Annotated in this window: 23 protein-coding genes; 12 read left to right on the top strand and 11 right to left on the bottom strand. The window is 65.7% G+C overall.

Annotated features, from left to right (window positions below; translation table 11 throughout):
* Positions 1-12 precede the first annotated feature (12 nt).
* Positions 13-4,575 (top strand): ATP-dependent helicase, encoded by a 4,563-nt coding sequence (locus O4220_RS26965; RefSeq protein WP_420030474.1) that lies wholly within the window; start codon positions 13-15, stop codon positions 4,573-4,575.
* A gap of 38 nt (positions 4,576-4,613) precedes the next feature.
* Positions 4,614-5,396, top strand: coding sequence for a DNA-formamidopyrimidine glycosylase family protein (locus tag O4220_RS26960; protein ID WP_269608616.1), 783 nt, complete (start codon positions 4,614-4,616; stop codon positions 5,394-5,396).
* A 153-nt stretch (positions 5,397-5,549) separates the two neighbouring features.
* On the opposite strand, the gene glpD is transcribed toward O4220_RS26960, so the two are convergent.
* From glpD to O4220_RS26945, 3 genes are all read right to left on the bottom strand, one after another.
* Complete coding sequence (glpD, locus tag O4220_RS26955) at positions 5,550-7,325, bottom strand: glycerol-3-phosphate dehydrogenase (protein ID WP_420030473.1); 1,776 nt, start codon at positions 7,323-7,325, stop codon at positions 5,550-5,552.
* A gap of 49 nt (positions 7,326-7,374) precedes the next feature.
* Entirely contained in the window at positions 7,375-8,598 is a 1,224-nt protein-coding gene (locus O4220_RS26950; RefSeq protein WP_269608614.1) for a PLP-dependent aminotransferase family protein, read from the bottom strand.
* A 139-nt stretch (positions 8,599-8,737) separates the two neighbouring features.
* Positions 8,738-10,141: an NAD(P)H-quinone dehydrogenase gene (locus tag O4220_RS26945; RefSeq protein ID WP_032376850.1), complete on the bottom strand. Its 1,404-nt coding sequence runs from the start codon at positions 10,139-10,141 to the stop codon at positions 8,738-8,740.
* A 182-nt stretch (positions 10,142-10,323) separates the two neighbouring features.
* Between O4220_RS26945 and O4220_RS26940 the strand changes: the two genes are divergently transcribed.
* Positions 10,324-10,788, top strand: coding sequence for a gamma-glutamylcyclotransferase (locus tag O4220_RS26940; protein WP_032397447.1), 465 nt, complete (start codon positions 10,324-10,326; stop codon positions 10,786-10,788).
* Positions 10,789-10,801: 13 nt separating this feature from the next.
* Here O4220_RS26940 and O4220_RS26935 read toward each other — a convergent pair whose 3' ends face one another.
* The 4 genes from O4220_RS26935 to O4220_RS26920 form a co-directional block, all read right to left on the bottom strand.
* The gene (locus O4220_RS26935) at positions 10,802-11,266 is read right to left on the bottom strand and encodes a TrmO family methyltransferase domain-containing protein (RefSeq protein ID WP_269608613.1); all 465 of its coding nucleotides are present in this window, start codon (positions 11,264-11,266) and stop codon (positions 10,802-10,804) included.
* A gap of 13 nt (positions 11,267-11,279) precedes the next feature.
* Positions 11,280-12,443: a M20 family metallopeptidase gene (locus tag O4220_RS26930; protein ID WP_269608612.1), complete on the bottom strand. Its 1,164-nt coding sequence runs from the start codon at positions 12,441-12,443 to the stop codon at positions 11,280-11,282.
* Positions 12,440-13,603 carry a M20 family metallopeptidase gene (locus O4220_RS26925; RefSeq protein WP_269608643.1) on the bottom strand — a complete coding sequence of 388 codons (1,164 nt, stop codon included), beginning with the start codon at positions 13,601-13,603 and terminating at the stop codon, positions 12,440-12,442. Before O4220_RS26925 ends, O4220_RS26930 begins: the two co-directional genes overlap by 4 nt.
* A 111-nt stretch (positions 13,604-13,714) precedes the next feature.
* A complete protein-coding gene (locus O4220_RS26920; protein WP_269608611.1) occupies positions 13,715-14,419 on the bottom strand; it encodes an enoyl-CoA hydratase/isomerase family protein in 705 nt (234 codons plus the stop codon).
* Between the two features lie 120 nt (positions 14,420-14,539).
* Here O4220_RS26920 and O4220_RS26915 point away from each other — a divergent pair, with 120 nt between their 5' ends.
* Together O4220_RS26915 and O4220_RS26910 are read left to right on the top strand one after the other, a co-directional pair.
* The gene (locus O4220_RS26915; protein WP_269608642.1) at positions 14,540-15,334 is read left to right on the top strand and encodes a purine-nucleoside phosphorylase; all 795 of its coding nucleotides are present in this window, start codon (positions 14,540-14,542) and stop codon (positions 15,332-15,334) included.
* Positions 15,331-16,932: a phospho-sugar mutase gene (locus O4220_RS26910; protein WP_269608610.1), complete on the top strand. Its 1,602-nt coding sequence runs from the start codon at positions 15,331-15,333 to the stop codon at positions 16,930-16,932. Before O4220_RS26915 ends, O4220_RS26910 begins: the two co-directional genes overlap by 4 nt.
* Before the next feature lie 20 nt (positions 16,933-16,952).
* Here the strand turns inward: O4220_RS26910 and O4220_RS26905 are convergent, their stop codons facing one another.
* Both O4220_RS26905 and upp read right to left on the bottom strand, forming a co-directional pair.
* Positions 16,953-17,801 (bottom strand): DUF2797 domain-containing protein, encoded by an 849-nt coding sequence (locus O4220_RS26905; RefSeq protein ID WP_269608609.1) that lies wholly within the window; start codon positions 17,799-17,801, stop codon positions 16,953-16,955.
* An 80-nt stretch (positions 17,802-17,881) separates the two neighbouring features.
* A complete protein-coding gene (upp, locus tag O4220_RS26900; protein ID WP_269608608.1) occupies positions 17,882-18,505 on the bottom strand; it encodes a uracil phosphoribosyltransferase in 624 nt (207 codons plus the stop codon).
* Between the two features lie 134 nt (positions 18,506-18,639).
* On the opposite strand from upp, the gene O4220_RS26895 reads away from it, so the two are divergent.
* From O4220_RS26895 to O4220_RS26875, 5 genes are read left to right on the top strand one after another with little or no spacing between them, the layout of a single operon-like run.
* A complete protein-coding gene (locus O4220_RS26895; protein ID WP_269608607.1) occupies positions 18,640-18,972 on the top strand; it encodes a type VII secretion target in 333 nt (110 codons plus the stop codon).
* A 5-nt stretch (positions 18,973-18,977) separates the two neighbouring features.
* Positions 18,978-20,147, top strand: a complete 1,170-nt coding sequence (locus O4220_RS26890) for a C40 family peptidase (protein ID WP_269608606.1) — start codon at positions 18,978-18,980, stop codon at positions 20,145-20,147.
* Positions 20,144-20,512 (top strand): hypothetical protein, encoded by a 369-nt coding sequence (locus O4220_RS26885; protein WP_269608605.1) that lies wholly within the window; start codon positions 20,144-20,146, stop codon positions 20,510-20,512. Before O4220_RS26890 ends, O4220_RS26885 begins: the two co-directional genes overlap by 4 nt.
* The gene (locus tag O4220_RS26880) at positions 20,509-20,823 is read left to right on the top strand and encodes a YbaB/EbfC family nucleoid-associated protein (protein ID WP_269608604.1); all 315 of its coding nucleotides are present in this window, start codon (positions 20,509-20,511) and stop codon (positions 20,821-20,823) included. The genes O4220_RS26885 and O4220_RS26880 overlap by 4 nt, the downstream gene beginning before the upstream one ends.
* 15 nt (positions 20,824-20,838) lie before the next feature.
* Positions 20,839-22,122 carry a primosomal protein gene (locus O4220_RS26875; RefSeq protein ID WP_269608603.1) on the top strand — a complete coding sequence of 428 codons (1,284 nt, stop codon included), beginning with the start codon at positions 20,839-20,841 and terminating at the stop codon, positions 22,120-22,122.
* A gap of 21 nt (positions 22,123-22,143) precedes the next feature.
* Here the strand turns inward: O4220_RS26875 and O4220_RS26870 are convergent, their stop codons facing one another.
* Entirely contained in the window at positions 22,144-23,268 is a 1,125-nt protein-coding gene (locus O4220_RS26870) for an adenosine deaminase (protein ID WP_269608602.1), read from the bottom strand.
* A 245-nt stretch (positions 23,269-23,513) separates the two neighbouring features.
* Here O4220_RS26870 and O4220_RS26865 point away from each other — a divergent pair, with 245 nt between their 5' ends.
* A complete protein-coding gene (locus O4220_RS26865) occupies positions 23,514-25,016 on the top strand; it encodes an APC family permease (RefSeq protein ID WP_269608601.1) in 1,503 nt (500 codons plus the stop codon).
* A gap of 19 nt (positions 25,017-25,035) precedes the next feature.
* Complete coding sequence (locus O4220_RS26860) at positions 25,036-25,890, top strand: universal stress protein (protein WP_269608600.1); 855 nt, start codon at positions 25,036-25,038, stop codon at positions 25,888-25,890.
* A gap of 34 nt (positions 25,891-25,924) precedes the next feature.
* Here the strand turns inward: O4220_RS26860 and O4220_RS26855 are convergent.
* Positions 25,925-26,226: transposase (locus O4220_RS26855; RefSeq protein ID WP_269608598.1), on the bottom strand; the 302-nt coding region annotated here is incomplete at its 5' end.

Here is a 26,226-nt window from a genome sequence, read left to right as displayed (position 1 = left end):
CATGATGTTGGGATGGCCAGGCACGGTATCGGCACAGGAGCACCGGAACAGCTGTCTGTGATGCAGAAGCTGTCGCGGCCCACTCGCGAGTGGTTCACCGGCGCGTTTCCGGCACCCACCTCCGCGCAGCTGGGTGCCTGGTCGTCGATCTCGAGCGGCGCTCACACTCTCGTCGTCGCACCGACCGGATCGGGCAAGACCCTCTCGGCATTTCTGTGGGCTCTCGACGAGCTGGCGCAACTGGGTGCGGACAGCAAGCGGAAGACGAAGGTCCTCTACATCTCGCCGCTCAAAGCTCTCGCGGTCGACGTCGAACGTAACCTGCGCGCACCCCTGGTCGGTATCACTCAGACGGCCAAGCGGCTCGGCCTCGATCCACCCGAAATCTCGGTGGGCGTGCGCTCCGGCGACACCAGCGCCGCCGACCGTCGGAACATGATCAAGACTCCCCCGGACATCCTGATCACCACCCCGGAGTCGCTGTTCCTCATGCTCACCTCGGCAGCGCGAGACATTCTCGCCGAGGTCGACACCGTGATCGTCGACGAGGTGCACGCCGTGGCCGGCACCAAGCGCGGCGCGCACCTCGCGGTGTCGCTCGAACGACTCGACGGCATGCTGAACAAGCCGGCGCAGCGCATCGGCCTGTCCGCGACGGTTCGCCCGCACGAGGAGGTCGGCCGTTTTCTGGCCGGAGCGGCTCCCATCGAGATCGTCGCTCCGCCCGCCCCGAAGACGTTCGACCTGACGGTTCAGGTACCCGTCGAGGACATGACCGAACTGGGCGTCACCGATCCGAATGCCGATACCTCCGCCGCTCCCCCGGCGCAGGGCTCGATCTGGCCGCACGTCGAAGAGAAAATGGTCGATCTCATCCTCGAGCACAGTTCGTGCATCGTGTTCGCGAACTCCCGGCGGCTCGCCGAGCGACTCACCGCGCGGCTGAACGAGGTGTACGCCGAGCGAATCGGCGACGGCGTCGAGACACAGCACAAGCCGCCCTCGCAGGTCGGCACTCCCAACGACGTGAACCACGGCGCCGATCCGTTGTTGGCCCGGGCCCACCACGGCAGCGTCAGCAAAGACCAACGCGCACTGATCGAGGACGACCTCAAGACGGGACGGCTGCGCTGCGTCGTCGCCACCAGCAGCCTCGAGCTCGGAATCGACATGGGCGCAGTCGATCTGGTCGTTCAGGTCGAGGCACCGCCGTCGGTGGCCAGCGGGCTGCAACGGGTCGGACGCGCGGGGCACCAGGTCGGCGAAATCTCGAAGGGCGTGCTGTTCCCCAAACACCGCACCGACCTGATTCACTGCGCAGTCACCGTCGAACGCATGACGTCGGGCAAGATCGAGGCTCTCTTCGTTCCTGCCAACCCACTCGACGTGCTGGCTCAACAGACTGTCGCGGCCTGTGCCCTCGAACCCATCGACGCCGAGGACTGGTTCGATTCCGTCCGTCGCACAGGAAGTTTCGCCACGCTGCCCCGTTCGGCCTACGAATCGACCCTGGATCTGCTCTCGGGCCGTTACCCCTCGGACGAGTTCGCCGAACTCCGACCGAGGCTCGTGTGGGACCGCGACGCCAACACCCTCACCGGGCGGCCCGGGTCGCAGCGATTGGCTGTCACCTCTGGCGGAACCATTCCCGACCGCGGATTGTTCACCGTCTACATGGTCGGCGAAAAGCAGTCCAGAGTAGGCGAACTCGACGAAGAGATGGTCTACGAATCACGGGTGGGTGACGTCTTCGCGCTCGGCGCCACCAGTTGGCGCATAGAGGAGATCACCCACGACCGGGTGTTGGTGAGCCCGGCGTACGGCCAACCGGGCAGGCTCCCGTTCTGGCACGGCGACGGTCTCGGTCGACCGGCAGAACTGGGTCGGGCTCTGGGCGAGTTCCTGCGGAGCACCACAGACCGCAGCAACTTGGCCGAGCGACTGAGCGCCGACGGCCTCGACGCCAACGCGGTCAACAACTTGATCGCGTTGCTCGACGAGCAGTTGGAGGCGACCGGCCAACTCCCCACCGACAAGACGATGATCGTCGAACGGTTCCGCGACGAACTCGGCGACTGGCGACTGGTGCTGCACTCGACCTACGGCCAGCAGGTGCACGCACCGTGGGCACTCGCGGTGGGCGCGAGACTGATCGAGCGCTACGGCATCGACGCCGCCCCCACGGCCTCGGACGACGGCATCATCGTCCGACTCCCCGATACCGACGATCAGCCACCCGGTGCAGAGCTGTTCGTGTTCGAGCGCGACGAGATTGCCGACATCGTCACCGAGCAGGTCGGCGGATCGGCACTGTTCGCGTCCAGATTTCGCGAATGTGCCGCTCGCGCACTGCTTCTGCCCCGCCGCAACCCAGGCAAGCGGGCACCGCTGTGGCAACAGCGGCAGCGTTCGGCGCAACTGCTCGACGTGGCACGCAAGTACCCCACGTTCCCGATCCTGCTCGAAACCGTCCGCGAATGCCTGCAGGACGTCTACGACCTGCCCGCCCTCGAAGACATCCTGGCCCGCATCGGTCGGCGCCAGATAAGGATCGTCGACGTCGAGACACCATCGCCGTCACCCTTCGCCAATTCGTTGCTGTTCAACTACGTCGGCGCATTCATGTACGAGGGCGACAGCCCGCTGGCCGAGCGCCGGGCCGCTGCGCTGTCGCTGGACTCCGCGCTGCTGGCCGAGTTGCTCGGACGCGTAGAGCTACGAGAGCTGCTCGACGACAGCGTCATCACCACCACCGAACTCGAACTACAGCGCCTCCCCGAGGACCGCCACGCCAAGGACATCGAAGGCGTAGCCGATCTGTTGCGGCTGCTCGGCCCGTTGACCGTGGACGAGATCGGCCTGCGCACCAACAGCGACGAATTCCCGCAGTGGCTCGCCGAACTGGCCGATGCCAAGCGGGCGATGGAGGTCACGTTCGCCGGACAGACCTGGTGGACGGCAATCGAGGACGCCGCTCGCCTGCGCGATGCACTCGGCGTTCCACTTCCCATCGGCACCCCGGCCGCATTCATAGAACCCGTCGACGACCCGCTGGTCGACCTGATCAGCCGGTACGCACGAACCCACGGACCGTTCACCCTCGACGACGCAGCGGCGCGGTTCGGCGTCGGTACCGCCGTGGTACGCGATGTCCTGCGCAGATTGGCCGTCGACAAGCGAGTCGTCGAAGGCGAGTTCCGTCCCGGTGCCACGGGCAGCGAATGGTGCGACGCCGAGGTTCTCCGGCGACTGCGGCGTCGGTCGCTCGCAGCGGCTCGGCAAGAGGTGGAACCCGTATCCACCGCCACCCTCGGCCGCTTCCTGCCAGCCTGGCAGCACGTGGACAGTCGACGCCTCAGCGGAATCGACGGCGTCGCGACCGTCATCGAACAGCTTGCGGGCGTTCCTGTTCCGGCATCGGCCTGGGAATCGCTCGTGCTCTCGTCGCGAGTGACCGATTACAGCCCGGCGATGCTCGACGAACTCACATCGACCGGTGAGGTGTTGTGGTCGGGGCACGGTGCGATCTCGTCCAAGGACGGCTGGGTGAGCCTGCACATGGCCGACACCGCACCCCTCACCCTCGTGCCTGCACCCGAGTCCGACCTGTCGGAGTTGCAGATTCGAATTCAGGACGCCGTCGCGGGCGGCGGTGCGTACTTCTTCCGGCAGCTCTCCGACACCGTCGGCAGCACCGACGACACCGCTCTGCAGGCGGCGCTGTGGGAGCTGGTGTGGGCCGGCCGTCTGAGCAACGACACATTCGCTCCGCTGCGAGCGCTGTTGAACTCCACAGCCACTCGCTCGGCTCCGAGCCATCGAGCACCGCGTCGAACACCACGCCTGCGCTCCTACCGTCAGTTCGAGCGGCCGTCACTGCCCACCCGCACCGGCCCCCCGACGGCGGGTGGACGATGGTCACGATTGCCCGAACTCGAACCCGACCTCACCGTCCGCGCTCATGCCACCGCAGACGTACTTCTCGAGCGCTACGGCGTGGTGACCCGCGGTTCGGTGATGAACGAAGGGGTCCCCGGCGGATTCGCCACGATGTACAAGGTGCTGACCGGGTTCGAGGATTCCGGTCGATGCCGACGCGGCTACTTCGTCGATTCGCTCGGCGGCGCTCAGTTCTCCACCTCCGACGTGGTCGATCGGTTGCGCAGTTACGACGAGCCGAAGAAGAACGCCACCGCCGTCGTACTCGCGTCGTGCGATCCGGCCAACCCCTACGGCGGAGCACTACCCTGGCCGAAGGCCGGCGGCAGCGATGAGCCGGACGAGACGACGAAGCATCGGCCTGGCCGCAAGGCAGGTGCACTGGTCGTCCTCGTGCGGGGCGAATTGACGATGTTCGTCGAACGCGGCGGAAAGTCCGTGCTGACGTTCGGCGAGAATGCCGAGGACATCGGCGCTGCGGCAACCGCATTGGCGGCCACCGTCCGACGGGGCGGTGTCGACAAATTGCTGGTCGAGCGGATCAACGGTCACGACATCCACGGCACGGACTTCTCCAGGACACTGACCGAAGCAGGTTTCTCGGCGACTCCCCGGGGACTACGTCTCCGACGCTGAAGCTTCGCAACACTTCCCAGGAACGAGAGAGGACACCGATGCCCGAGGGCGATACGGTCTGGCGCGCGGCCAACACTCTACGGGCGGCACTGGAGGGCCAGCAGCTCACCACCTGCGACATTCGCGTACCACGTTATGCCACAGTAGATTTCACCGGCAGGACGGTCGACTCTGTCGCGTCGCGCGGCAAGCATCTGCTGATTCGAGTCGGCGGCTATTCCATCCATTCGCATCTGAAGATGGAGGGCACGTGGCACGTCTACGCACCCGGCGCGAGGTGGCGTCGCCCGGCTTTCCAGGCGCGCATCATCCTGAACACCGCGAACGCGCAGGCCATCGGGTTCGAACTCGGAGTCCTCGACATCATCGAGAACGAGGACGAGGCGGTCGGTTATCTCGGACCGGATCTGCTGGGCCCCGACTGGGACCCAGCAACCGCCCTGGCCAATCTGGAGTCGGATCCGGCTCGTCCCGTCGGACTCGCTCTGCTCGATCAGCGCAACATCGCCGGGCTCGGCAACGTCTATCGAAACGAGATCTGCTTTCTGCGTGGAATCGATCCGCGCACACCGGTCGCCGACGCCGGCGACCTGAAGAAGACGATCGACCTGTCCTATCGATTGATCATGGCCAACAAGGATCGGAACCAGCGCGTCACCACCGGAGATCGGCGGCCGGGCCGACACTTCTGGGTGTACGGCCGGGAGAACAAGCCGTGCCGACGGTGCGGAACTACCATCGAGTTCGGGCTCATCGGTGACAACCCCCTCGAAGAGCGGCAGATCTACTATTGCCCCCACTGTCAACCCGAGCCCGTCTGACGGCTCGTTGTCAGCGAAGGCCAAGCCTGCTCACAGCTTCGCCGATCACCATGGATCCCATGCTGACACTGGCGATACTCACCCTGCTGGTCATGGCCGTCTCCGGCGCGACGGCCGCTCGCGCGCCCAGGACACTGGTCCGGACTCGCTGACTCAGAACCCGCGAACCGGTTCCAGAATCTCCTGTCGGGCCTCGGGAGCGACAACCCGCAGCGCGTCCGCCGACTCGTCGTCGGGCTGGCGCTGCGATTCGATCTCGGCCTCCACCCGGGCGCGGTAGGTATCGACTTCACGATCGACCATGGCCTCGTCCCAGCCCAGAACGGGAGCGATCAACGCTGCCACCTGACCCGCGCAGTTCATCCCACGGTGCGAGTACTCGATGGAAATGCGGGTCCGACGCGACAGCACGTCCTCGAGGTGCAACGCGCCCTCCGCCGCCGCCGCGTAGACCACCTCGACCTGGAGGTAGGACGGTGCGTCGGTGAGTGGTTGCAGCAGCTCGGGTTTGCCGTCCGCCATCGCCAACACCTCGTCGATCAGCGAACCGTACCGGTCCAGCAGGTGCGTCACCCGATGTGGATGCAAGTTGTACATCTCGCCCAGATGAGGTGCCTGATTGACCAGCGCGAAGTAACCGTCCGCACCCACGAGGGGCACCTTCTCGGTGATCGAGGACGCCACCCGCACCGGGATATCCTCAGCCGCAAGATCGACGGCGTCCTCGGCCATCACTCGGTAGGTCGTGTACTTGCCGCCGGCGATGGCGATGAGCCCCGGTGCCACCCGAGCGACCGCGTGCTCGCGAGAGAGCTTGGAGGTCTCGTCGCTCTCGCCTGCCAGCAGTGGCCGCAGGCCCGCGTACACACCGTCGATGTCCTCGTGGGTGAGCGGCGTGACGAGCACACCGTTGACCTCACCCAGGATGTAGTCGATGTCGGCTTTGGTCGCGGCTGGATGCGCGAGATCGAGATTCCAGTCGGTGTCGGTGGTGCCGATGATCCAGTGCGCACCCCACGGGATGATGAAGAGTACGGATTTCTCGGTGCGCAGAATGATCGCGGCTTCGCTGACGATTCGATCGCGCGGCACCACGATGTGTACACCCTTCGATGCACGCACCCGAAACCGTCCGCGCATGTTGGACAACGACTGGATCTCGTCGGTCCACACGCCGGTGGCGTTGATCACCACGTGTGCACGCACTTCGGTGGTGGCACCGGTCTCCGAATCGCGCACTCGCACACCGGATACCCGATCGGCCTCCCGCAGGAAACCGACGACCTGAGTGGATGTACGAACCACTGCGCCGTAGTGAGCGGCCGTTCTGGCGACTGTCATGGTGTGCCGGGCATCGTCGACGACGGTGTCGTAGTACCGAATTCCGCCGATCAGCGACTTCCGCTTGATGCCGGGCGACATCCGCAACGCGCCCGAACGCGTCAGATGCTTCTGCTGCGGAACCGATTTGGCCCCACCCATCCGGTCGTAGAGGAAAATGCCCGCGGCGATGTACGGGCGCTCCCACAGGCGATGTGTGAGCGGAAACAGGAACTTCAACGGCTTGACCAGGTGCGGTGCGAGCGTGGACAACGAGAGTTCCCGTTCGTGCAGCGCCTCGCGCACGAGCCCGAACTCGAGCTGTTCGAGGTAGCGGAGCCCGCCGTGAAACATCTTCGACGACCGAGACGAGGTGCCCGACGCATAATCTCGCGCCTCGACCAGAGCCACCTTGAGACCCCGCGTCGCCGCGTCGAGGGCGGCACCGGAGCCCACCACGCCGCCGCCAACGACCACTACGTCGAACTGCTCGGATCCGAGCTGGTCCCACGCCTCCACCCGCTGGGTGGGTCCGAGGAACTTCGTGTTCGATCGGTTGCTCACTGTGACGCTCCCTATCCGTCGAAAAACCTCGCGCACTACGTGCATGTCAGGTTACCGCCCCAGGTCCGCCACGCGCAGAACCTGCTGACGACGCTCAGTGAGTGCGGATGGACGCATGTGCGGCACTCAATCGCCGCACAGCCTCCGCCAGCTCTGCCGGGGTCGATCCCGCGAAGCTCAATCGGAGCGAGCGTCCGTACTGCTCGGCCGACGCAAACGCCGAGCCGGGAACGAAGGCGACTCCATGCTCGAGGGCGGCCGCGAGCAACTCGTCCGTGTCGGTCCCATCCTCGAAGGTGGCCCAGGCGAACATTCCACCCGTCGGGCGCGAGACCGTGAGCCGCGCGGAGAACTCGGCATCGAGCGCATCCGTCAATGCCTTTGCACGGCAGGCGTACTCGCCACGCAATATTGCCAAGTGTGCGTCCAACCACGCAGTGTCGCCGAGCATGTTCGCCGCCATCAGCTGCGTCATCGAGGAACCGCACAGATCGGCGCCCTGTTTGAGGAGCTCCACAGCCGCACACACGGCGGGCGGTGCGACGAACCAGCCGACACGCAGCGTCGGAGCGAGGATCTTCGACGCACTCGACAGCCGGATGACGCGATCGCCGAAGCAGGCTATCGGCGGCGGCGGTGCGCCCGTGCCGTGCGTAGAGCCTGTTGCGGCGAACCAGATCTCGCCGTACGGGTCGTCCTCGATCACCCAGAATCCGTAGTGATCCGCGAGCGCCGCAAGGTGCCGCCGCCGCGGCTCGCTCATCGTGACCCCGCGAGGGTTGTGGAAGTTGGCAACCGTATGGACCACCGCAGGACGCAGCCCCGCCGTCAACCGTCGTTCGAGTTCGGCGGTGTTCATCCCGTCGGCGTCGATTTCGATGGCCTCGATCCGTGCTTCGGCGATCGAGAACACCTGCAGCGCACCGGTATACGCAGGTTCGTCGACGACGACCACGGCACCCGGGTCGATCAGCGCCTGCGCGAGCAGCGTCAGCGCCTGCTGCGATCCGTGCGTGACGACGACGGTGTCCGTCGACACCGGCACTCCCCCGCGCACGGCGCTCTCCCTCGCCGAGATCACGCTGCGCAGCGTGCGATGGCCGGCGGTCTCGCAGTATTGGACTGCATCGGGACTCTGCAGCACCGCCTCGGCAGCTGCCGCGATACGGTCGACCGGTATCAGATCCGTGGCCGGTAGACCTCCCGCCAGACTGATGACGTCGTCGCGTGCAGTGAGGGCCAGAAGATCACGGATGGCCGAGCTGGAAAGCGATGCGGTGCGTCGGGCCAAGCCGGCCGGTAAGTGAGTAGAAGACATGAAAGAGACTCCGGGGCAGCAGGAACGAGGGAACGGCCCGCGGATCCGCTGAGTCGAGGAGAGAGCGGACGGGTGTGTCCGCTCTCTCGACTGTCTCACGTGCTACCGAAATATGAAACGCAATTCTCACATTGTGAGATCAGTCCAGATCGTCGTGCGCCATCAACTGGCGCGCAGCCTCGATGACCGATCCCGACAACGACGGGTACACCGAGAACGTGTTCGCCAGGTCGTTCACCGACAGATTGTTCTGCACAGCCATCGCGATCGGCAGAATCAGCTCCGATGCACTCGGCGCAACCACGACGCCGCCGATGACGACGCCGGTGGCCGGGCGACAGAAGATCTTGACGAAACCGCGCTTGAGCCCGCTCATCTTCGCTCGCGGATTTGTGGTCAGTGGCAGCATCACCACGCGCGCCGGTACGTCACCGGCGTCGATCTTGGACTGCGCGACGCCCACCGACGCGATCTCGGGCCGCGTGAACACCGCCGATGCCACGGTCTTGAGCTTGATCGGGCTGACAGCCTGACCCAGCGCGTGGTACATCGCGATCCGTCCCTGCATTGCGGCGACCGAGGCCAGCGGCAGCAGGCCGGTGCAGTCACCGGCTGCGTAGATACCGGCGACCGCGGTACGAGATACGCGGTCCACCCGCAGGTACCCACCCTTGTCGAGTTCGATGCCGACCTTCTCGAGTCCGAGACCGGACGTGTTGGGAACCGATCCGACGGTCATGAGCGCGTGGCTGCCCTCGACGGTGCGGCCGTCCGACAGCGTGACCAGAACTCCGTCGTCGGTGCGGACGACCGAATCGGCTCGCGCGTGCTTGACGAGGGTGACACCCCGCTCGTTGAACGCGTCCTCGAGGACCAGAGCGGCGTCCTCGTCCTCGTGCGGAAGCACGCGGTCGCGACTCGAGACGGCGGTGACCTTGACGCCCATCTCGGTGTAGGCCGAAACGAACTCGGCACCGGTCACACCGGATCCGACGACCACCAGGTGCTCGGGGAGGGCCTCGAGGTCGTAGAGCTGACGCCAGTTGAGAATGCGTTCGCCGTCGGGCTCGGCACCCTTCACCACGCGCGGGCGGGCACCGGTTGCGATGAGAACGACGTCCGCGTCCAGGATTCGCTCTTCACCGTCGGCCAGCACGGCCTTGATCTGATGCGAGGCCATCCCGACGTGGGTGTCGATCATCTCGGCGCGACCGGCCAGAAGTTCGACGCCGACCGAGGTGACGCGGTGCGCGATGTCGGCCGACTGTGCCTGCGCGAGACTCTTGACTCGGTCGTGAATCTTCGGAAGCGCGACGGCGGCCTGCGACGGATCGAGCGAAATACCCAGGTCGCTGGCACGACGCATCTCGGTGCGAATGCCGGTCGAGGCGATGAACGTCTTCGACGGCACGCAGTCCCACAGAACGCAGGCACCACCGATACCGTCGGAATCGACGAGCGTCACCTGTCCGCCGTGCTGGGCGGCTACCAATGCTGCTTCGTACCCTGCCGGACCACCACCGATGATCACAATCCGGGTCATTGATCCTCTTCTCGCGTGCTCGAAATTCTCTCGCCTTGTCTCCTCAACGGTATTGCAGAGGCTGCCTCGGCGCGTCGGTAGGGCTGGCTTGGGTCACCCGGGAAGCGACCGGACCTGCGACGACTCACCGAAACAGGACCACGACGCGTCAACCGGCACCGATACGGTTTAGGCTGGCCGACGTGCCAATTTATGCCGCCTACGGATCGAACATGCATCCGGAGCAGATGTTGCAGCGATGCCCTCACTCGCCCCTGTCGGGAACCGGATGGCTGCACGGATGGCGGTTGACCTTCGGCGGCGGCGACATCGGCTGGGAAGGCGCGCTGGCCACGGTCGTGGAGGATCCCGACTCGCAGGTCTTCGTCGTGCTCTACGACGTATCCGAGGAGGACGAAGAGAGCCTGGATCGCTGGGAGGGCTCCGAACTCGGTATTCACCGGAAGATCCGGCTGCGCATCGAGACCGGCCGTGAGCCGGTACTGGCATGGATGTACGTGCTCGACGCCTACGAGGGTGGACTGCCCTCGGCTCGCTATCTCGGAGTGATGGCGGAAGCGGCCGAAATTGCCGGTGCCCCAGCCGAATACGTGCGAGACCTGCGAACCCGCAACAGCCGCAACGTCGGTCCCGGTACTACCTCGTAGCTCGAGAGACAGATCAGAAGTAGTTCTTCATCACCGACGCCACCCAGGCCGGCTCGGTCACGTCCGCACGCTCCGGAACCATGGACTGCAGGAACGGTTTGACGTCGAACACCGGTGAGCCGTCGATCGCGTCGAGACCCCGTACTCGGATGCGCAGTCCGTCGACGTCGACAATCTCGCACCGCGACACTCCCAGATGGTTGGGCCGGTCCTTGACCCGTTGAGCCAGGACTCCCACCCGAGGAAGCGTCGTGTCACCGCGGGGATGGCGCGAGCCGGTGGTCGTCGCGGCCGGATCGCACAGGTGGAAGCCGTAGACCACTTCGAGGTGGGAGAACTCGGCGAGACCGAGGGTCGCGTCGACGTCGAGCACGTTCTCGTCGAGATCGATGACGGACTCGACCGATCCCCAGTTGTCGTCCACTACCTCGGCGCGGTCGGATCTGACGATTCCGATCGGCGACAATTCGAAATCCATCTCGACCCTGTCTCTAGTTCGGATCCAGTGCGATTCCGGTCATCACCTTCACGCCCACGGCCAATGCGCGCTCGTCGAGATCGAAGGTGGGTTGATGAATGTCGAGTTGCGGTCCGGTGCCCGGCCACACACCGAGTCGAGCCATCGCCCCCGGCACTCGTTCGAGGTACCACGAGAAGTCCTCGCCGCCGCCGGACTGCGCAGTATCGGCCAACGCGTCGGGTCCGACCCGGCCGATCGCCTTCTCGAACGTGTGCGTGGACGCCGGATCGTTGACCACGGGAGGGACGCCGCGGCGGTAGTGCAACTCGAACTGCACCCCGGTGGGTGCCAACAAGCCGGTGACGATCTCGCGGACCAACGGTTCGAGCAACGCCCAGGTCTCGTGGTCGCCGGTGCGCACGGTCCCTGTCAGCATGCCGGTCTGCGGTATGGCGTTGGGGGCCTGGCCCGCGACCACCGCTCCCCACACCATGACCGTGCTGGTCCGCGGATCGATTCGCCTGCTCAACATTCCGGGCAGGCCGGTGATGACGGTGCCCAATGCGTAGATCAGATCGGTGGTCAGGTGCGGCCGAGATGTGTGTCCGCCGGGTGAGTCCAGCCGGAGCTCGACGGTGTCGGCGGCGGAGGTGATCGCACCGAGGCGCACGCCGACCTGCCCCACCTCGAGCCGCGGATCACAGTGCAGCGCAAAGATCTTGGTGACGCCGTCGAGCGCCCCCGCCGCCACTGCGTCGAGCGCACCGCCCGGCATGACCTCCTCGGCGGGCTGAAAGATCAGGCGCACGCCGTACTGCAGGTCCGGCAGGGAGGCCAGCGCCAGACCCGTCGCGAGCAGCACCGTGGTGTGTGCGTCGTGGCCGCAGGCGTGCGACACCCCGGGCACAGTCGACGAATACACCGCACCGGTGTTCTCCTGCAGCGGTAGGGCATCCATGTCTGCCCGCAACGCGACACGAGGCCCGTCGGGTCCGATGTCGCAGATCAACCCTGTTCCCCCGGGGAGGGGCTTGGGCGACAGACCCGCTGCTTCGAGTTGCTCGATCACGAATGCGGTGGTGCCGAACTCGCGTCGAGCGAGTTCCGGGTTGGCGTGAATGTGACGCCGCCACAAGGACAGATCTGCTGTGTGCGACTGGATCCACCGATCGATCGCGTCTTCGCGGGTACTCATGACTGCGCCGCCGAGCGGGCGATCACGCCGTCGAGCAGACGGGCGCGAGTACTGGGATCGACCGCAGCACGAGCGGCAGTCCTGGCCAGACCGAGGGCACCGTCACACAGTGCTCGGTCGGCGGACTCGGTGACACACGCGGCGGCGAACTCCGGCTGATGCGTCACCGCCCCGCCTGCGTCGAGTCCGACGACGGGATGAATACCGGGTAGAACATTCGTCACGTTTCCCATGTCTGTGCTGCCCAACGGGCGAAATCCTTCCAAATCCGGAGCCAACGGCGATCGGCCCAACGCTTCGATCTCCTGACGAAAAGCCGCGACCAGCCACGAATCCGGCGTCAAGGCAGCGTATGTCGGTGACACCGTACGAATCTCGTGAGTACACCCGGTCGCGAGTGCCCCGGCCTCGAAACACGCGAATGCCTTCGTCGTCAAAGTCTCGAGCGACTCCGTGGTGTTCGCCCGCAGGTAGTAGAGCAACTCGGCATGGCCGGGAACGATGTTCGGTGCCGCCCCGCCGTCGCTGACGATGCCGTGGAACTGCTGCCCCGGTGCCAGGTGCTGACGCAGCAGACCGAGCGCCACCTGGCTGATGGTGACCGCATCGCCTGCGTTGATTCCCCATTCGGGAGCTGCCGACGCGTGCGCGGCGCGGCCGGTGAACTTCACGGCGACATCGGCCAGAGCCAGTGATGTCGCACCGACGATGTCGAAGGGTCCTGGATGGACCATCAGTGCCGCGCCGATGCCGTCGAACACTCCGCGCTCGAGCATCAGCACCTTGCCGCCGCCGGTTTCCTCGGCCGGTGTGCCGAGTACTCGGACGGTGATGCCGAGAGCGTCGGCGACCGGAGCGAGCGCGAGCGCCGCCCCCACCGCGGACGCCGCAATGATGTTGTGCCCGCACGCATGACCGATCTCGGGCAGGGCGTCGTACTCCGCACAGATACCGATCACCAGATCGCCGCTGCCGAACGACGCGGTGAACGCGGTGTCCATTCCTGCGACGGCCGTCTCGACCTCGAAATCGTGGGCGCGGAGCGTGTCGAGAATCTTGGCGACGCTGCGATGTTCCTCGAACGCCAGCTCCGGTTCCGCGTGAATCGAGTGCGAGAGCGCCACCAATTCACCCGTGGCGGTGGCCAGGGCGCGGTCCATCGCCTCGCCCACCGCAGCGCTGTTCGATTCGTCGATCACGAGAGACAGTGTGTCACTAGCGCGGCCGAGAGTCGGAACGGCTGTGCCGAGTTGCGCAAAGAGACGGGGCGTCTACTTTCCGAAGCTGAAGTTGCTGTCGTCGGTCGCGGTGTTCAATGCGGCCAGCAGATCCACGTGAATGCGACTCTTGATCCCCGCCAGGTTCGCGCCGCGGGTGCTGGTCAGTGCTGCGGCCCGGGCAACCGCATCGGAGACCAGCGATTCCTCGGGAGCCGTCGACTCGACGATTCCCGCGGCTACGGCGTCGGCACCGCCGTAGCGGCGACCGGTCGTCATGGCGTCGACGGCAGTCTGTTTGGGTAACCGGGAGTTGATCAGTGCGGACATTCCCACGGTGAACGGCATGTTCAGGTTGACCTCGGGCAAGCAGTAGAAACCGCGATCGGCGCGTTGGATGCGGAAATCGTGCGAGGTGGCGAACATTGCGCCCGCCCCGAACGCGTGCCCCTGCACCGCGGCGACGGTGGCCATCGGAAACGCCAGGAGCCGGGTGTAGAGCGTGTGAACGCGGTCGAGGTACCAGGTGATCTTGTCCAGGTTGGCGAAGAGCCAATCGGTGTCGAGACCGTTGGTGTAGAACTTGCCCGCCGACGTGGTGACCAGCGCCGCCGGACCGGTCGACGCCTCGACCTCGTCGAGCAACGCGTGGACGGCGTCGATCCAGTCCGGGTGGAACCGATTCTCCGGATTGTTCGCGCCGTCCTGGGCACCGAGGAACAGGATGTGGACGTCGCCGTCGCGCTCGAGATAAGGCATGCAGCGGATACTACTCGGGGGTAACTTGCTGGTGGCAACCTCCATCGGTCGCACATCCGTCGCGTCGATCTCCTACTGTTGTTCATCGTGGCAACCACCGACGCACATGAGACCGACCCCGTGACCGATCCCGAGGGGGCCGCGCGCACCGCCGCCGACGCTCTCGCCGCGGCGACCGGAGTCGACACCCATTCCGTGGCCATCGTGCTCGGCTCCGGCTGGCAGGCAGCAGCCGATGTCTTCGGCTCCCCCACCGCGACCGTGCGAATGGCCGACCTACCCGGTTTCGCGCCGCCGTCGGCGTCGGGGCACTCCGGCACCATCACCTCGGTGGACGTCGGCGGTACCCACACCCTGCTGCTGCAAGGCCGCACCCACGCCTACGAAGGTCACGACCTGCGACGCGTCGTGCACCCCGTGCGCACCGCGATCGCCGCAGGCGCGACGACCGTCGTGCTGACCAATGCCGCAGGCGGAATCCGCGATGGCATGAGCGTCGGGCAGCCCGTCCTGATTTCCGACCACCTCAACCTCACGGCTCGTTCGCCTCTCGTCGGTGCCGAGTTCGTCGATCTGGTCGACGCGTACTCGCCCGAACTTCGCGCTCTTGCAGCCCAGATCGATCCGTCGCTCGAAGACGGCGTCTACGCGGGTCTGCCCGGCCCCCACTACGAGACGCCCGCCGAGATCCGGATGCTGCGCACTCTCGGCGCAGACCTCGTAGGTATGTCGACGGTGCACGAGACGATCGCCGCGCGGGCGAAGGGCGCTCGAGTCCTCGGCATCTCGCTGGTCACCAACCTCGCGGCCGGAATGACCGGCGAGCACCTGAACCACACCGAAGTACTCGCTGCCGGTAAGGATTCCGCTGCTCGGATGGGTGCCCTGCTGCACCAGTTGGTCTCTCGACTGTGACCGAGGAGCTCTCCGAAAGCGTGCAGCGCTGGATCGCCGGCGATCCGGACCCCGCTACCCGCGAGGAACTGCACGGCCTGTCCGATGCCGAACTCGCCGACCGGTTCAGCGGCCCACTGACGTTCGGCACGGCGGGATTGCGAGGACCGGTACGCGCGGGACCGAACGGCATGAACGTGGCGGTGGTGGTGAAGACCACCGCCGGCATCGCAGCCTGGTTGATCGACAAGGGCCTCGGCGGGTCGACCGTCGTCGTCGGTCGCGACGCCAGAACCGGCTCCGAACAGTTCGCTTTCGCGGCGGCGGAAACCTTGTCCGCTCAGGGCTTTTCGGTGGTGTTGCTGCCTCGACCACTCCCGACTCCCGTCGTTGCCTTCGCGGTACGGGCCCTGGGCGCCGAACTCGGCGTGCAGATCACCGCGTCACACAACCCCGCGGCGGACAACGGTTACAAGGTGTACCTCCGCGGCGGCTCGCAACTGATCCCGCCGAGTGACGCGGAGATCGAGACGCTGATCGCCGCCACCGGCGACGCGGTCGACGTTCCCCGTTCGATCGTCGAACCCAGCGGTACCGATATCGCCGCGCGCTACCTCGATTCGGTTGTTGCACTGCCTCGTTCGACGCGCCGAGATATTCGCATCGCCCTCACGGCACTGCACGGCGTCGGCGGCGAGCTGGCCACCGCTGCGCTGCGTGGAGCGGGGTTCCGCGACGTCCGAGTGGTCGAGGAACAATTCGAGCCCGATCCTGCGTTCCCCACCGTCACGTTCCCCAACCCCGAGGAGCCGGGCGCAGCCGATGCGGTGCTCGCTCTGGCGGCCGAGATCGATGCCGATATCGCGATCGCCCTCGACCCGGATGCCGATCGCTGTGCGGTCGGAGTTCCAGGGTCGAACGGGTGGCGAATGCTGACCGGGGACGAGACCGGAGCCCTGCTCGCGAACTATGTGCTGAGCGATTCGACGGCCGACCCGTTGGTGGCCAACACCATCGTCTCGTCGCAGCTGCTCTCTGCGCTCGCTCCGGCGCGTGGTGCCCGCTATGCCCGCACCCTGACCGGTTTCAAGTGGCTGGTCCGCGCCGGCGACGGCCTCGTGTACGCATACGAGGAAGCAATCGGACACTGCGTCGATCCCAATGTGGTGCGCGACAAGGACGGTATCTCGGCGGCGGTGGTGCTCGCAGATCTGGCCGCCGGACTGAAACTGGACCGCCGCACCCTGCTCGACGTACTCGACGACCTCGCGGTCGAGTTCGGTGTACATCTGGGTTCACAGGTGTCGCGGCGGGTCGAGGACCTCGCCGAGATCGGGAACATGATGCGCAGGTTGCGTAGCGAACCACCGACGGAATTGGCCGGCCGCGCTGTCGCCGTACTGGACTACGCCGAGCGCGACGACGAGTTGCGCACCGACGCAGTCGAGATCAGCGGACCGGGGCTACGAGTGATCGTGCGGCCGTCCGGTACCGAACCCAAACTCAAGGCCTACCTCGAAGTGATCGAGACGGTCGACAGCCGAGACGACCTGGCGAGAGCGCGGGTGACAGCGGGCGAGCTGCTGGCCGAGCTGACCACCTTTGCCCAGCAGCTCTAGACGCGGCGGACCGCTCGGAGTCAGAACAGGGCCGATTGCACCGCGGGCAGATTCGAGCTGAAGGCACCGAGTTCTATTCGCCGACCTTTGAGTGCAGCCAGATCCACGACGTAGGTGTCGTCGTCCACGGTGGCGATCACCGCCTGCCCGATGCACGTTTTGATCGCGAGACCGTGAGACCCGGTCGCGACATCCGCGGGGTAGGCGACGCGACTGACGTTCTCGCTCAACGCTTCGCGTCCGGCGGGCGGCGTCCATCGTTCGTCGATCGGGGTGCATCCGGCGATGCCTGCCGCGGTCAGCATCTCGCGGACCTGCTCGGCCCGGGCAGAGGTCGCGGCGTCGAGCCTGTCCACGTCGATCGGAAGACACAGCGAGGCCGCTTTGGCGGCGGATCGCACTGCTTGCCGAAGCCCCATCGACTCGGTCACGAGATCCTCGGCCACCCGAACAGCTTTCCCATCGGCGGCGTGGGCGACGTACCGCGCGCTGATGGCCCCCTGCTCGGCGAGCCGGCCCCACTTGCGCGTGTCGGCTGCCGTGCCGATCTTGAAGGCTCCGTTGGCGAAAGCAGCCAGATAGAGCCAATGCGGCTGCATGACATGCTTTTCCAGATCACGCGAGACGAACCCGCTGCGATGCACGGTGTGCACGAATCTGAAACTGTCCTTGCCGGCGCACGTCTCGCACTGCCCCGATGCGACAGCCCGCTCCCGGCCCGGGCACGGAACGTAGCGCGGCGGACCATCGGCCCGGAAGGCCGTTCGCCCGGTGCAGTAGCGATCGGCCGAGGCACCCGGCGCACGGAAACCGAGTCTGCGGCCGACCAGTTCGTGGAACTCGATCTGCTCGGTGTCGACATCGAGCACCCGTAATCTCGGGCGGGGTGCAGGTGCCGCCTCCGAGGGCCAGGAGACCCCGAGGACCAAGCGGGCGGCGGTAGCGGAGGTCAGCGCGGACCGAACTGACGATCGCCTGCGTCACCGAGGCCGGGGACGATGAACGCATTCTCGTTCAGGCCGTCGTCGATGCTCGCTGCCACCAATCGCACCGGCAGGCCCGAGGCTTCGAGCGCAGCAACACCTTCGGGAGCGGCCACGACGCAGATGGCCGTCACCTCCGCCGCACCGCGACCGACAAGCAATTCGATCGTGTGCACCATGGAGCCGCCGGTGGCCAGCATGGGGTCCAACACATAGACCGGCGTCTGCGACAGGTCGTCGGGCAAGGACTCCATGTACGGGACGGGCTGATGTGTGTGTTCGTCCCTGGCCATCCCGACGAATCCGACGCCAGACTGCGGAATCAGACTGCTCGCCTTCTCCACCATGCCGAGACCTGCACGCAGAACCGGCACGAGCAACGGCGGGCGAGCCAGCCTGGTGCCCTCGGTCACGGCGACGGGGGTGCGCACTTCGAAGGTGTCGACGGCAGCGTCTCGGGTGGCCTCGTAGACCAGCATGTGGGTGAGTTGACGAAGGGCCGTCCGAAACGTGGCGTTGTCGCTGCGCTCGTCCCGCATCGTGGTGAGCAGAGCTGCGGCCAGTGGGTGGTCGACCACGTGTGTTTCCATGCCGTCCAGGATAGGACTTCGGGGGTCGGACGCGAACGGCAAGTCAGGGGAACCGAATGGCGGGCATCCGCGTCGAACCAGTTGGGCGTCGCACTCGGCGGCTTACGAACCGATTGCTTTCTCAGGGGGCACTGATGGCCGAACTCGTCGTCGATACCGAGGGGGTCCTCGCATACAGTGCGGTGGCGTCGACCATGGCCCAGCAGATCGCCGCGGCTGGTGCTGCCGCTGCTGCGTGCGGGCCCGCTGTGCTCGCACCGGTGTTCGGCCTGATCGGACAGGAATTTCTCGGTGCTGCCACCGGTACCCATCTGGCGCATACCGACGCCGTGGTGCGCTTGGCCGGAGCGGTGGCGAGCATCGGTTCCGCGGCCACGGCATCGGCCGTGTCGTACGCCCTCACCGATGCCGTCACCGGTGCAACCGTCGCGGGCTCGGCGGCCGGTATCGCGCCGGACGCGCGGTAGCGGCCATGATCGATCTGTTGGCCCGTCCGATCGTCGATCTGCTCGGCGCCTTCGGCAACGGAGCGCTCCCCACCGGGGGGCCGGCCGACGTGCTTCGTGTGTCCTCGGCAGCGATCGAGGCGGCGCAGGGAGTCGGCAGGGTCGCGATCACCGAGCTCGCCGCGAATTGGAACGGTGAGGCCGCCGACGCCGCAATTCGGTACGCAGAGAACGCACACTCGTCCGCGATCGCCCTCGTGGACCACGCCGACGACATCGCTGCCGTCGTCGATCAGGCCTGCCGCGATACCAATCAGGGATTCCTCGAACTGCAGGCCATCGTGCAGTCGTTCGTCGGCATCGCACTCTCGGCCGGACCGATCATCGCTACTCCGGTAGGGCAGACCATGCTGATCTCGGCCGCCATCGAACACCTCGAGCGAGCTCTGGTTGTGATTGCCCGTGTTCGCGCCGAGTTGGCCGCGCACACCGCGAAAATCGGGGCACTCGCCGCTCCGCCGACGGTCCCCGCGCCCGTGGGCGGAGGTCCGGCTCCGGCCCCCGGATCGCCCTCGAACCTCATGACCTCACCTGCGACGTCGCAGGTGATCGAGGCCGGCGAGAAATTGGCGAAGACATTCGCGCAGTCGTTGTCCTCCCCCGCTTCCGGAGCCGATGCGCCGGGTGGCGGTGGTGGCGGTGGCGGTGGCGGTGGCGGTGGTGGCGGCGGTGGTGGCGGCGCACTGAACTATCTGGGTGATCCGGGCTCCAATTCTTCCCGGTCGACCGACAGCGCCGGTCGCGGCGTCGAAGTGCGGTTGCCCGACGGCAGTATCGTCACCGCACCGAACCCCGAGGCCGCGGGTGCCGTTCGTAGTGCATTGACGCAACAGGGCGTGCCCTATGCCTGGGGCGGAACCACTCCGGGCAGCGGACTCGACTGCAGCGGATTGACGCAGTGGGCGTATTCGCAGCAGGGCATCGAGATCCCCCGTCTGGCTCAGGAACAGGGCATCGGCTCGGCCGTGGCACCGGGTGAGGTGATGCCCGGCGACCTTGCGGTCTGGGACGGCCACGTGGCCATGGTCATCGGCAACGGCCAGCTGGTAGAAGCCGGAGATCCGGTGCAGGTCGGACCGATCCGAACGACCAACAGCGGTATGGGCTTCAAGGGCTTCTACCGTCCGACCGAATGAGAGGCGATCGAATGAAGGGCCAGGCAACGACCGACTCGACCCTCCCCGTCGTCAGCGCGGTATCGGGTACCAGATCGGGATCGGTGACAGTGCGCGCCACCGAACACGGGCTACCGATCGCAGTTGCCATCGACGAGCGCGAACTGCGTTACGGCGGAAGCGCATTGGCAGCGACAATTCTGCAGCAATGCGAGCGGGCGAGCGCCGCAGCCCGCGCTCAGCGCCGTACCATGCTGGCCCAGGACGGCGTTCCCACCGACGTTCTCGATCGCCTCGGACTACCCACGAGTGCCCGAGTGGCTGCCGCTGCCAACGAGGACCTGGCCGAGGACGTCGCCCCCGCGAGTTGGCTGAGACGGGCATGACCCACACGCACACCCCCGAGATCGACGCTGTGGTCGGCGGAGCCCAGCACCGACTGGACACCCTGCGCCAGACTCACGAGCGACTGGACCGCATCAGGTTTCGAGTCACCTCTCCGGACAACCTGGTGACCGTCGTCGCCGATGGATCCGGTGCCATGATCGAACTCGAACTCGCCGACAACCTGGGATCGGTCACCGCTCGTGTACTCGCGTCGACGATCACCTCCGTGGCTGCCGGGGCGGCCGCTGGGGCACTCGACCACCGCGAAGGCATACTGCAAAGTCTGCAGGCGTCGTTCACAGACTCCTGAGATAGGCTTCGCGCCATGGCTGGAGACATCATCCCGATCGAACTCGGTCTCACCGCCGGTGACTTCTCGACACTGTGGGCACCGGAGTGGCGAGAAGGCGACGACGAGTGGGAGGCATTCCTCGGACACGAGGAGGATCTGTACGGATTCTCGACCGTCGCAGAGCTCGCGGCGTTCGTCCGATCCGACGACGACAACGATCTCACCGACCATCCTTCGTGGCCGGTCGTTTCCGCTCTGGCGGCGTACGAGCTCGAGCCCGACGATCTGCATCGCTTCGATCTGGTGGCGGTACCCGAGCTGGTGGCATCGGATCCCGAAGCCGACGTCCTCGCCGAACTGCAGGCAACCTTCGACATCGTCGCCTCCATCGGCGATGTGTGCGAACTGCGCCCCGTCACAAGCTTTTTCGGAACCAATCCGTTCGTGGGGGCAGTCGGCGGAGGCGTCGAGAACTTCCTCGGTCGTGAGGGAGCCGAATTGTGGGACCGCATCGGAGCCGCGGTTGCCAAACACTGGGACGACGTACTGGACGCAGTCGACTCCATCGTCACCTCGCCCGACGTCGACTCCGCTGCCGTTGCCGTAGCAGAAGCAGAGATCACAGCTGCGGCGGAGAATGCCGTCGACGCCGATGACGCCACGGACGACATCGATTCCGATTCCGACGACGAAGACGAAGACGAAGACGAAGACGAAGACGACGCCGAGGATGTCGATCGTGATCCGATCGCCGCGGCGGCTGCCGAGGAAACGTTCTGGACCACTGTCGGCATCGACCCGATTCGCATCATCACCTCGGACGACACGCTGTACACCCTGCGTTGCTACCTCGGCGACAAACCGGTGTTCCTCGGCCGCGGCGGTGCGATCAGCGTGTTCGGCTCCGAACGCTCGCTCGCCCGATACCTGGCCGATGATCACGACCACGATCTGGCTCAGGTCAGCACGTACTCCGACATTCAGACCGCCGCCATCGACGGCTCGCTCGACATCACAATCACCGACGACAACGTGTACGTGCTACCCGGCCTTGCCGACGATCTCGCCGAGGGCCCCACTGCCGTCGACGCGGATCAGCTGGATCTGGCCGTCGAATTGTTCACCGATGCAGCCGATTTCGCCGGTGATAGCTCCGTCGACGAGGCGCTCGCCACGTCCACGCCGTTGGGCTGGTACGTCTCGTACACCCTCGAACCGAGCCCCGATCGGCTCGCTCCGAGCGCGCCGTTCGCCGTCGAGGCCGAAGCATGGCGCGCTCTCGAGCGCGAGTTCGAGGGCCGGCTCCGCAAGAAGTGATGCCCGGCCTCGCACGGAGGGTCAGCCGATCAGGACCGCATAACCGGGCTTGATGACGTCGTCGATCAGCGCCAGTCGCTCGTCGAACGGTAGAAACGCGGACTTCATCGCATTGATGGTGAACCGCTCGAGATCGCTCCACCCGTAGCCGAACGTCTCGACGAGCTTGACCATCTCGCGACTCATCGAGGTGTCGCTCATCAACCGGTTGTCCGTGTTCACGGTGACCCGAAAGCGCAGGCGTGCAAGCAGATCGAACGGGTGTGTCGCCAAGGACTCGACCGCTCCGGTCTGCACGTTGGAGCTCGGGCAGAGTTCGAGCGGCATTCGCGTGTCACGTACGTATGCGGCCAGCAAACCGAGCGTGGCCGAGCCGTCGGCCTCGCGGGTGATGTCGTCGGTGATCCGAACTCCGTGACCGAGCCTGTCGGTCCCGCAGAACGCCACCGCTTCCTGAATCGACGGCAGACCGAACGCTTCGCCCGCGTGAATGGTGAAGTGCGCGTTGCTCGCTCGCATGTACTCGAAAGCATCGAGGTGGCGGCTGGGAGGAAAGCCCGCTTCGGCACCGGCGATGTCGAAGCCGACGACACCGCGATCGCGGAATCGAACCGTCAGCTCGGCGATCTCCCGCGACCGAGCCGCATGTCGCATCGCGGTGAGCAGGGTGCCGATTCTGATGTTCTTGCCTCGCACCTTGGCTGCTGAGATTCCCGCCTCGAAACCTGCGAGCGTGTGGGTGACGACCTCGTCGAGGGTCAGTCCGCGTTCGAGATGCTGCTCCGGGGCGAAGCGCACCTCTGCGTACACGACGCCGTCGTCGGCCAGATCCTCGGCGCATTCGCGCGCTACTCGAAACAGTCCCTCGGGAGTCTGCATCACGGCCACCGTGTGGGCGAACGTCTCGAGGTAGCGCACGAGCGAGCCGCTGTCGGCGGACTCGCGGAACCATTCGCCCAATGCTGCGCCGTCGGTTGCGGGAAGTCCGTCGTAACCACACTCGTCGGCCAGTTCCAGCACGGTCTGCGGTCGAAGTCCGCCATCGAGGTGATCGTGCAGCAACGCCTTGGGAGCTGTCCCTATCGACGCTAGATCGAGTGGCGCACTGCCACCGATCGAAGACTGTGTGTTCTCCGTGGTGCTCATGTGTCGACGGTAGCGCGCAGCCCGTGCGTACGCGCGGCCGCCGGAACCCCTCGGCGAGTCCGCGGATTCCAGCGAACCCTGCCGCTTCTGCGACCCATTTCGTTGCATTGTTACTCCAATGAAAACAATTCCGTCGATACACAGCGGATCGGCGACGGAAATCGTAGTGTTCATCCAACACACGCGACCGATTCTGTCGGGTCTCCTTCCGACGTCCTCGGTCGACTCGAACCTCGGAGAGACCTATGTCGATTGCGGAACCGCCGAACACCATTCCGGGTAAGGGACTCAACACCGGCGCTCTCGGGTTGGTCGGCAACATCGTCATCGGACTGTCGGCGGTTGCACCGGCCTACAGTCTGGCCGCCACCCTCGGCTACGTCGTTCTGGCCGTCGGCGACAAAGCACCGTCGATGTTTCTCATAGCTTTCGTCCCGATGCTGCTCACAGCCTTCGCCTATCGAGAATTGGGACGCGACACCCCGGACTGCGGAACGTCGTTCACCTGGGGCACCAAGGCGTTCGGCCCGTGGGTCGGCTGGATGGCGGGATGGGGGCTGGCAGTCTCGGCGATCATCGTGCTCGCCAACGTTGCCGAGATCGCTGCCATCTATCTGTTCGAGTTCCTCGGCCTGTCGGACCTGGCGGAGTCGACTGCGGCCAAGGTCGCACTCGGTTCGTTCTTCATCGTCTCGATGACCTACGTCAGTTTTCGCGGCATTCTGATCAGCGAACGCATGCAGAACGTGCTGCTGGTCGTGCAGTTCGGTGTGCTCATCGGAGTGTCGGTGACGGCACTGGTCAAGGTGGGCGCCGGCACCGCCGGACCTCAGGCCATCACGCCCCAGTGGAGTTGGTTGGTTCCCACCGGGGTGACGATGTCCGACGCGGCCCAGGCCATCATCCTGTGCATCTTCATCTACTGGGGATGGGACGCCTGCCTGGCCGTCGGCGAGGAAACGAAAGATTCGGAGAAGACGCCGGGACGCGCTGCGGTGATCACCACACTGATCCTCGTCGCCACGTACGTTCTCGTCGGGTACGCCGTGCAGTCGTTCGCCGGCTTCGGCGACACCGGCATCGGCTTGAACAACCCGGACAACGTCGACGACGTGCTCACCATCCTCGGAGATCCCGTCGCCGGCTCGATCGTGGCGTCCTTGCTGTTGCTGACCGTCTCGATCTCGGCGCTGTCCTCGACTCAGACGACCATTCTGCCCACGGCCCGAGGAACCCTGTCGATGGCCGTGTACGAGGCCATTCCCAAGCGGTTCGCCAGCGTGCACCCCAAGTACATGACCCCCGGTTTCGGCACACTCGTGATGGGGGCCGCGGCCTTGCTGTTCTACTTGGTGCTCACCTTCGTCAGCGCCAACGCATTGCAGGATTCGGTGGCCTCGCTCGGGCTCGCGGTCGCGTTCTACTACGGCATCACCGCGTATGCGTGCACCTGGTACTTCCGCCGGACGCTGCTGACGTCCGTGCGAAACCTGTTCATGCGCGGCATCTTTCCGTTTCTCGGCGGATTGTCGATGACGTGGGCGTTCGTGCAGAGCGCAGTCGACATGATCAAGCCCGACTACGGTTACACCGTCTACGGTCCGATCGGCGGTGTGTTCGTCCTCGGAGTCGGCATGCTGGTACTCGGAATCCCGCTGATGCTGCTGTGCTTCGTGGGCAACAAGGACTTCTTCCAGGGTAAGACACTCACCGCGTCCACCGAAGTCAAGGTTCCGGACACTCACTAGAAGAGAAGGACCGAAACTCATGAAGATCACCGTCGGCTACCTCGCCACTCCCAGCGGCGACGACGGCGTAGCCCTTGCCATCGCCCTCGCTCGTGCCCTCGACGCCTCCATCGACATCGTGCTGGTCATGGCCGCGGACGAACCGGTCATGGAAGGGAGCGGCCCGTACCGAAAAGTACTGGAGGCGAAAGCGAAGGGTTGGGTGGACGATGCCGCTGCCCAGGTCCCGTCGGGCATCGCGGTGACCACCCATGTGCTCAGCCACGAGTCTTTCGCCCGGGCTCTCATCGACTTCGCGGTACAGACCGATGCCGACATGATCGTCGTCGGCGGCGCGGGCGACGGTCTGCTGAATCGGCATTCGATCGGCTCGGTCGCCGGTCAGCTTCTGCACGCCTCGGAAGTTCCGCTGGCACTTGCACCTCGGGGCTACCGGCTCTCCAGCGCTCCGATCACAGACCTCACCGTCGCCGTCCCCACCCGGGCATCGGCCTCGAATCCGTTGCCGTTCGCGATCACTCTTGCCAGCGCCGCGCACGTGCCGGTCCGGTTGGTGTCGTTGGTGTCTCTCGAACCGACCGGGGCACCGAGCGACGAGACCTCGTTGGACACGCGTCGACGACAGGTCGCCGCCGCGCAGGAGAATCTCGAGCACGCGGCCCGCACTCTTCCCGATATCGAGGGCTTGCAGTCGGTAGTCGCCGACGGGTCTTCGTTGGACGAGGCCATGGGCAACCTCGACTGGAAGCCAGGCGATGTGCTGTTTCTCGGATCGAGTGGATTGGCAAGTCCCAAGCGGGTTTTCCTGGGATCGAGTGCGGCCAAGATTCTGCGGGCCGCCCCGGTGCCGGTGGTCGTCGTTCCGCACGAGTAGAGCGGCTTCGCCGCATGTGATGCTCCTATGAGTGTCAAGTAGCAGTTTTTTGGGTGAGAAGTTGGAACATTTCGCGGGCGACGGCTCGTTTGAGGCAGCGGATGATGTCGCGTTTGCTCTTGCCTTCGGCGAGCCGTCGGTCGCGGTATTGCTGGGTGCGGGTGTCGTATTTGAGGCGGGCCATGACGGTGACGTGCAACGCTCGGTTGGCCTGCCGGTTGCCGCCGCGGTTGAGTCGGTGGCGGGTGGTTTTGCCCGACGATGCGGGTATGGGTGCGACGCCGCAGAGGCTGGCAAATGCTGCTTCGGAGCTGACGCGGTGGGGGTTGTCACCGA

It is taken from the genome of Rhodococcus ruber, from assembly GCF_027270735.1.
GTDB lineage: Bacteria > Actinomycetota > Actinomycetes > Mycobacteriales > Mycobacteriaceae > Rhodococcoides > Rhodococcoides rubrum_A.
Note: the sequence above shows the minus strand (reverse complement) of the source record. Positions and strands in the feature narration are given on the sequence as shown.

Bases quoted from the DNA above. Each gene is read 5' to 3' on its own strand.
- O4220_RS26965 (WP_420030474.1), top strand. From the start codon at position 13: ATGGCCAGGCACGGTATCGGCACAGGAGCACCGGAACAGCTGTCTGTG.
- O4220_RS26960 (WP_269608616.1), top strand. From the start codon at position 4,614: ATGCCCGAGGGCGATACGGTCTGGCGCGCGGCCAACACTCTACGGGCG.
- glpD (WP_420030473.1), bottom strand. From the start codon at position 7,325: ATGCACGTAGTGCGCGAGGTTTTTCGACGGATAGGGAGCGTCACAGTG.
- O4220_RS26950 (WP_269608614.1), bottom strand. From the start codon at position 8,598: ATGTCTTCTACTCACTTACCGGCCGGCTTGGCCCGACGCACCGCATCG.
- O4220_RS26945 (WP_032376850.1), bottom strand. From the start codon at position 10,141: ATGACCCGGATTGTGATCATCGGTGGTGGTCCGGCAGGGTACGAAGCA.
- O4220_RS26935 (WP_269608613.1), bottom strand. From the start codon at position 11,266: ATGGATTTCGAATTGTCGCCGATCGGAATCGTCAGATCCGACCGCGCC.
- O4220_RS26930 (WP_269608612.1), bottom strand. From the start codon at position 12,443: ATGAGTACCCGCGAAGACGCGATCGATCGGTGGATCCAGTCGCACACA.
- O4220_RS26925 (WP_269608643.1), bottom strand. From the start codon at position 13,603: ATGGACCGCGCCCTGGCCACCGCCACGGGTGAATTGGTGGCGCTCTCG.
- O4220_RS26920 (WP_269608611.1), bottom strand. From the start codon at position 14,419: ATGCCTTATCTCGAGCGCGACGGCGACGTCCACATCCTGTTCCTCGGT.
- upp (WP_269608608.1), bottom strand. From the start codon at position 18,505: ATGGAAACACACGTGGTCGACCACCCACTGGCCGCAGCTCTGCTCACC.
- O4220_RS26895 (WP_269608607.1), top strand. From the start codon at position 18,640: ATGGCCGAACTCGTCGTCGATACCGAGGGGGTCCTCGCATACAGTGCG.
- O4220_RS26890 (WP_269608606.1), top strand. From the start codon at position 18,978: ATGATCGATCTGTTGGCCCGTCCGATCGTCGATCTGCTCGGCGCCTTC.
- O4220_RS26885 (WP_269608605.1), top strand. From the start codon at position 20,144: ATGAGAGGCGATCGAATGAAGGGCCAGGCAACGACCGACTCGACCCTC.
- O4220_RS26880 (WP_269608604.1), top strand. From the start codon at position 20,509: ATGACCCACACGCACACCCCCGAGATCGACGCTGTGGTCGGCGGAGCC.
- O4220_RS26875 (WP_269608603.1), top strand. From the start codon at position 20,839: ATGGCTGGAGACATCATCCCGATCGAACTCGGTCTCACCGCCGGTGAC.
- O4220_RS26870 (WP_269608602.1), bottom strand. From the start codon at position 23,268: ATGAGCACCACGGAGAACACACAGTCTTCGATCGGTGGCAGTGCGCCA.
- O4220_RS26865 (WP_269608601.1), top strand. From the start codon at position 23,514: ATGTCGATTGCGGAACCGCCGAACACCATTCCGGGTAAGGGACTCAAC.
- O4220_RS26860 (WP_269608600.1), top strand. From the start codon at position 25,036: ATGAAGATCACCGTCGGCTACCTCGCCACTCCCAGCGGCGACGACGGC.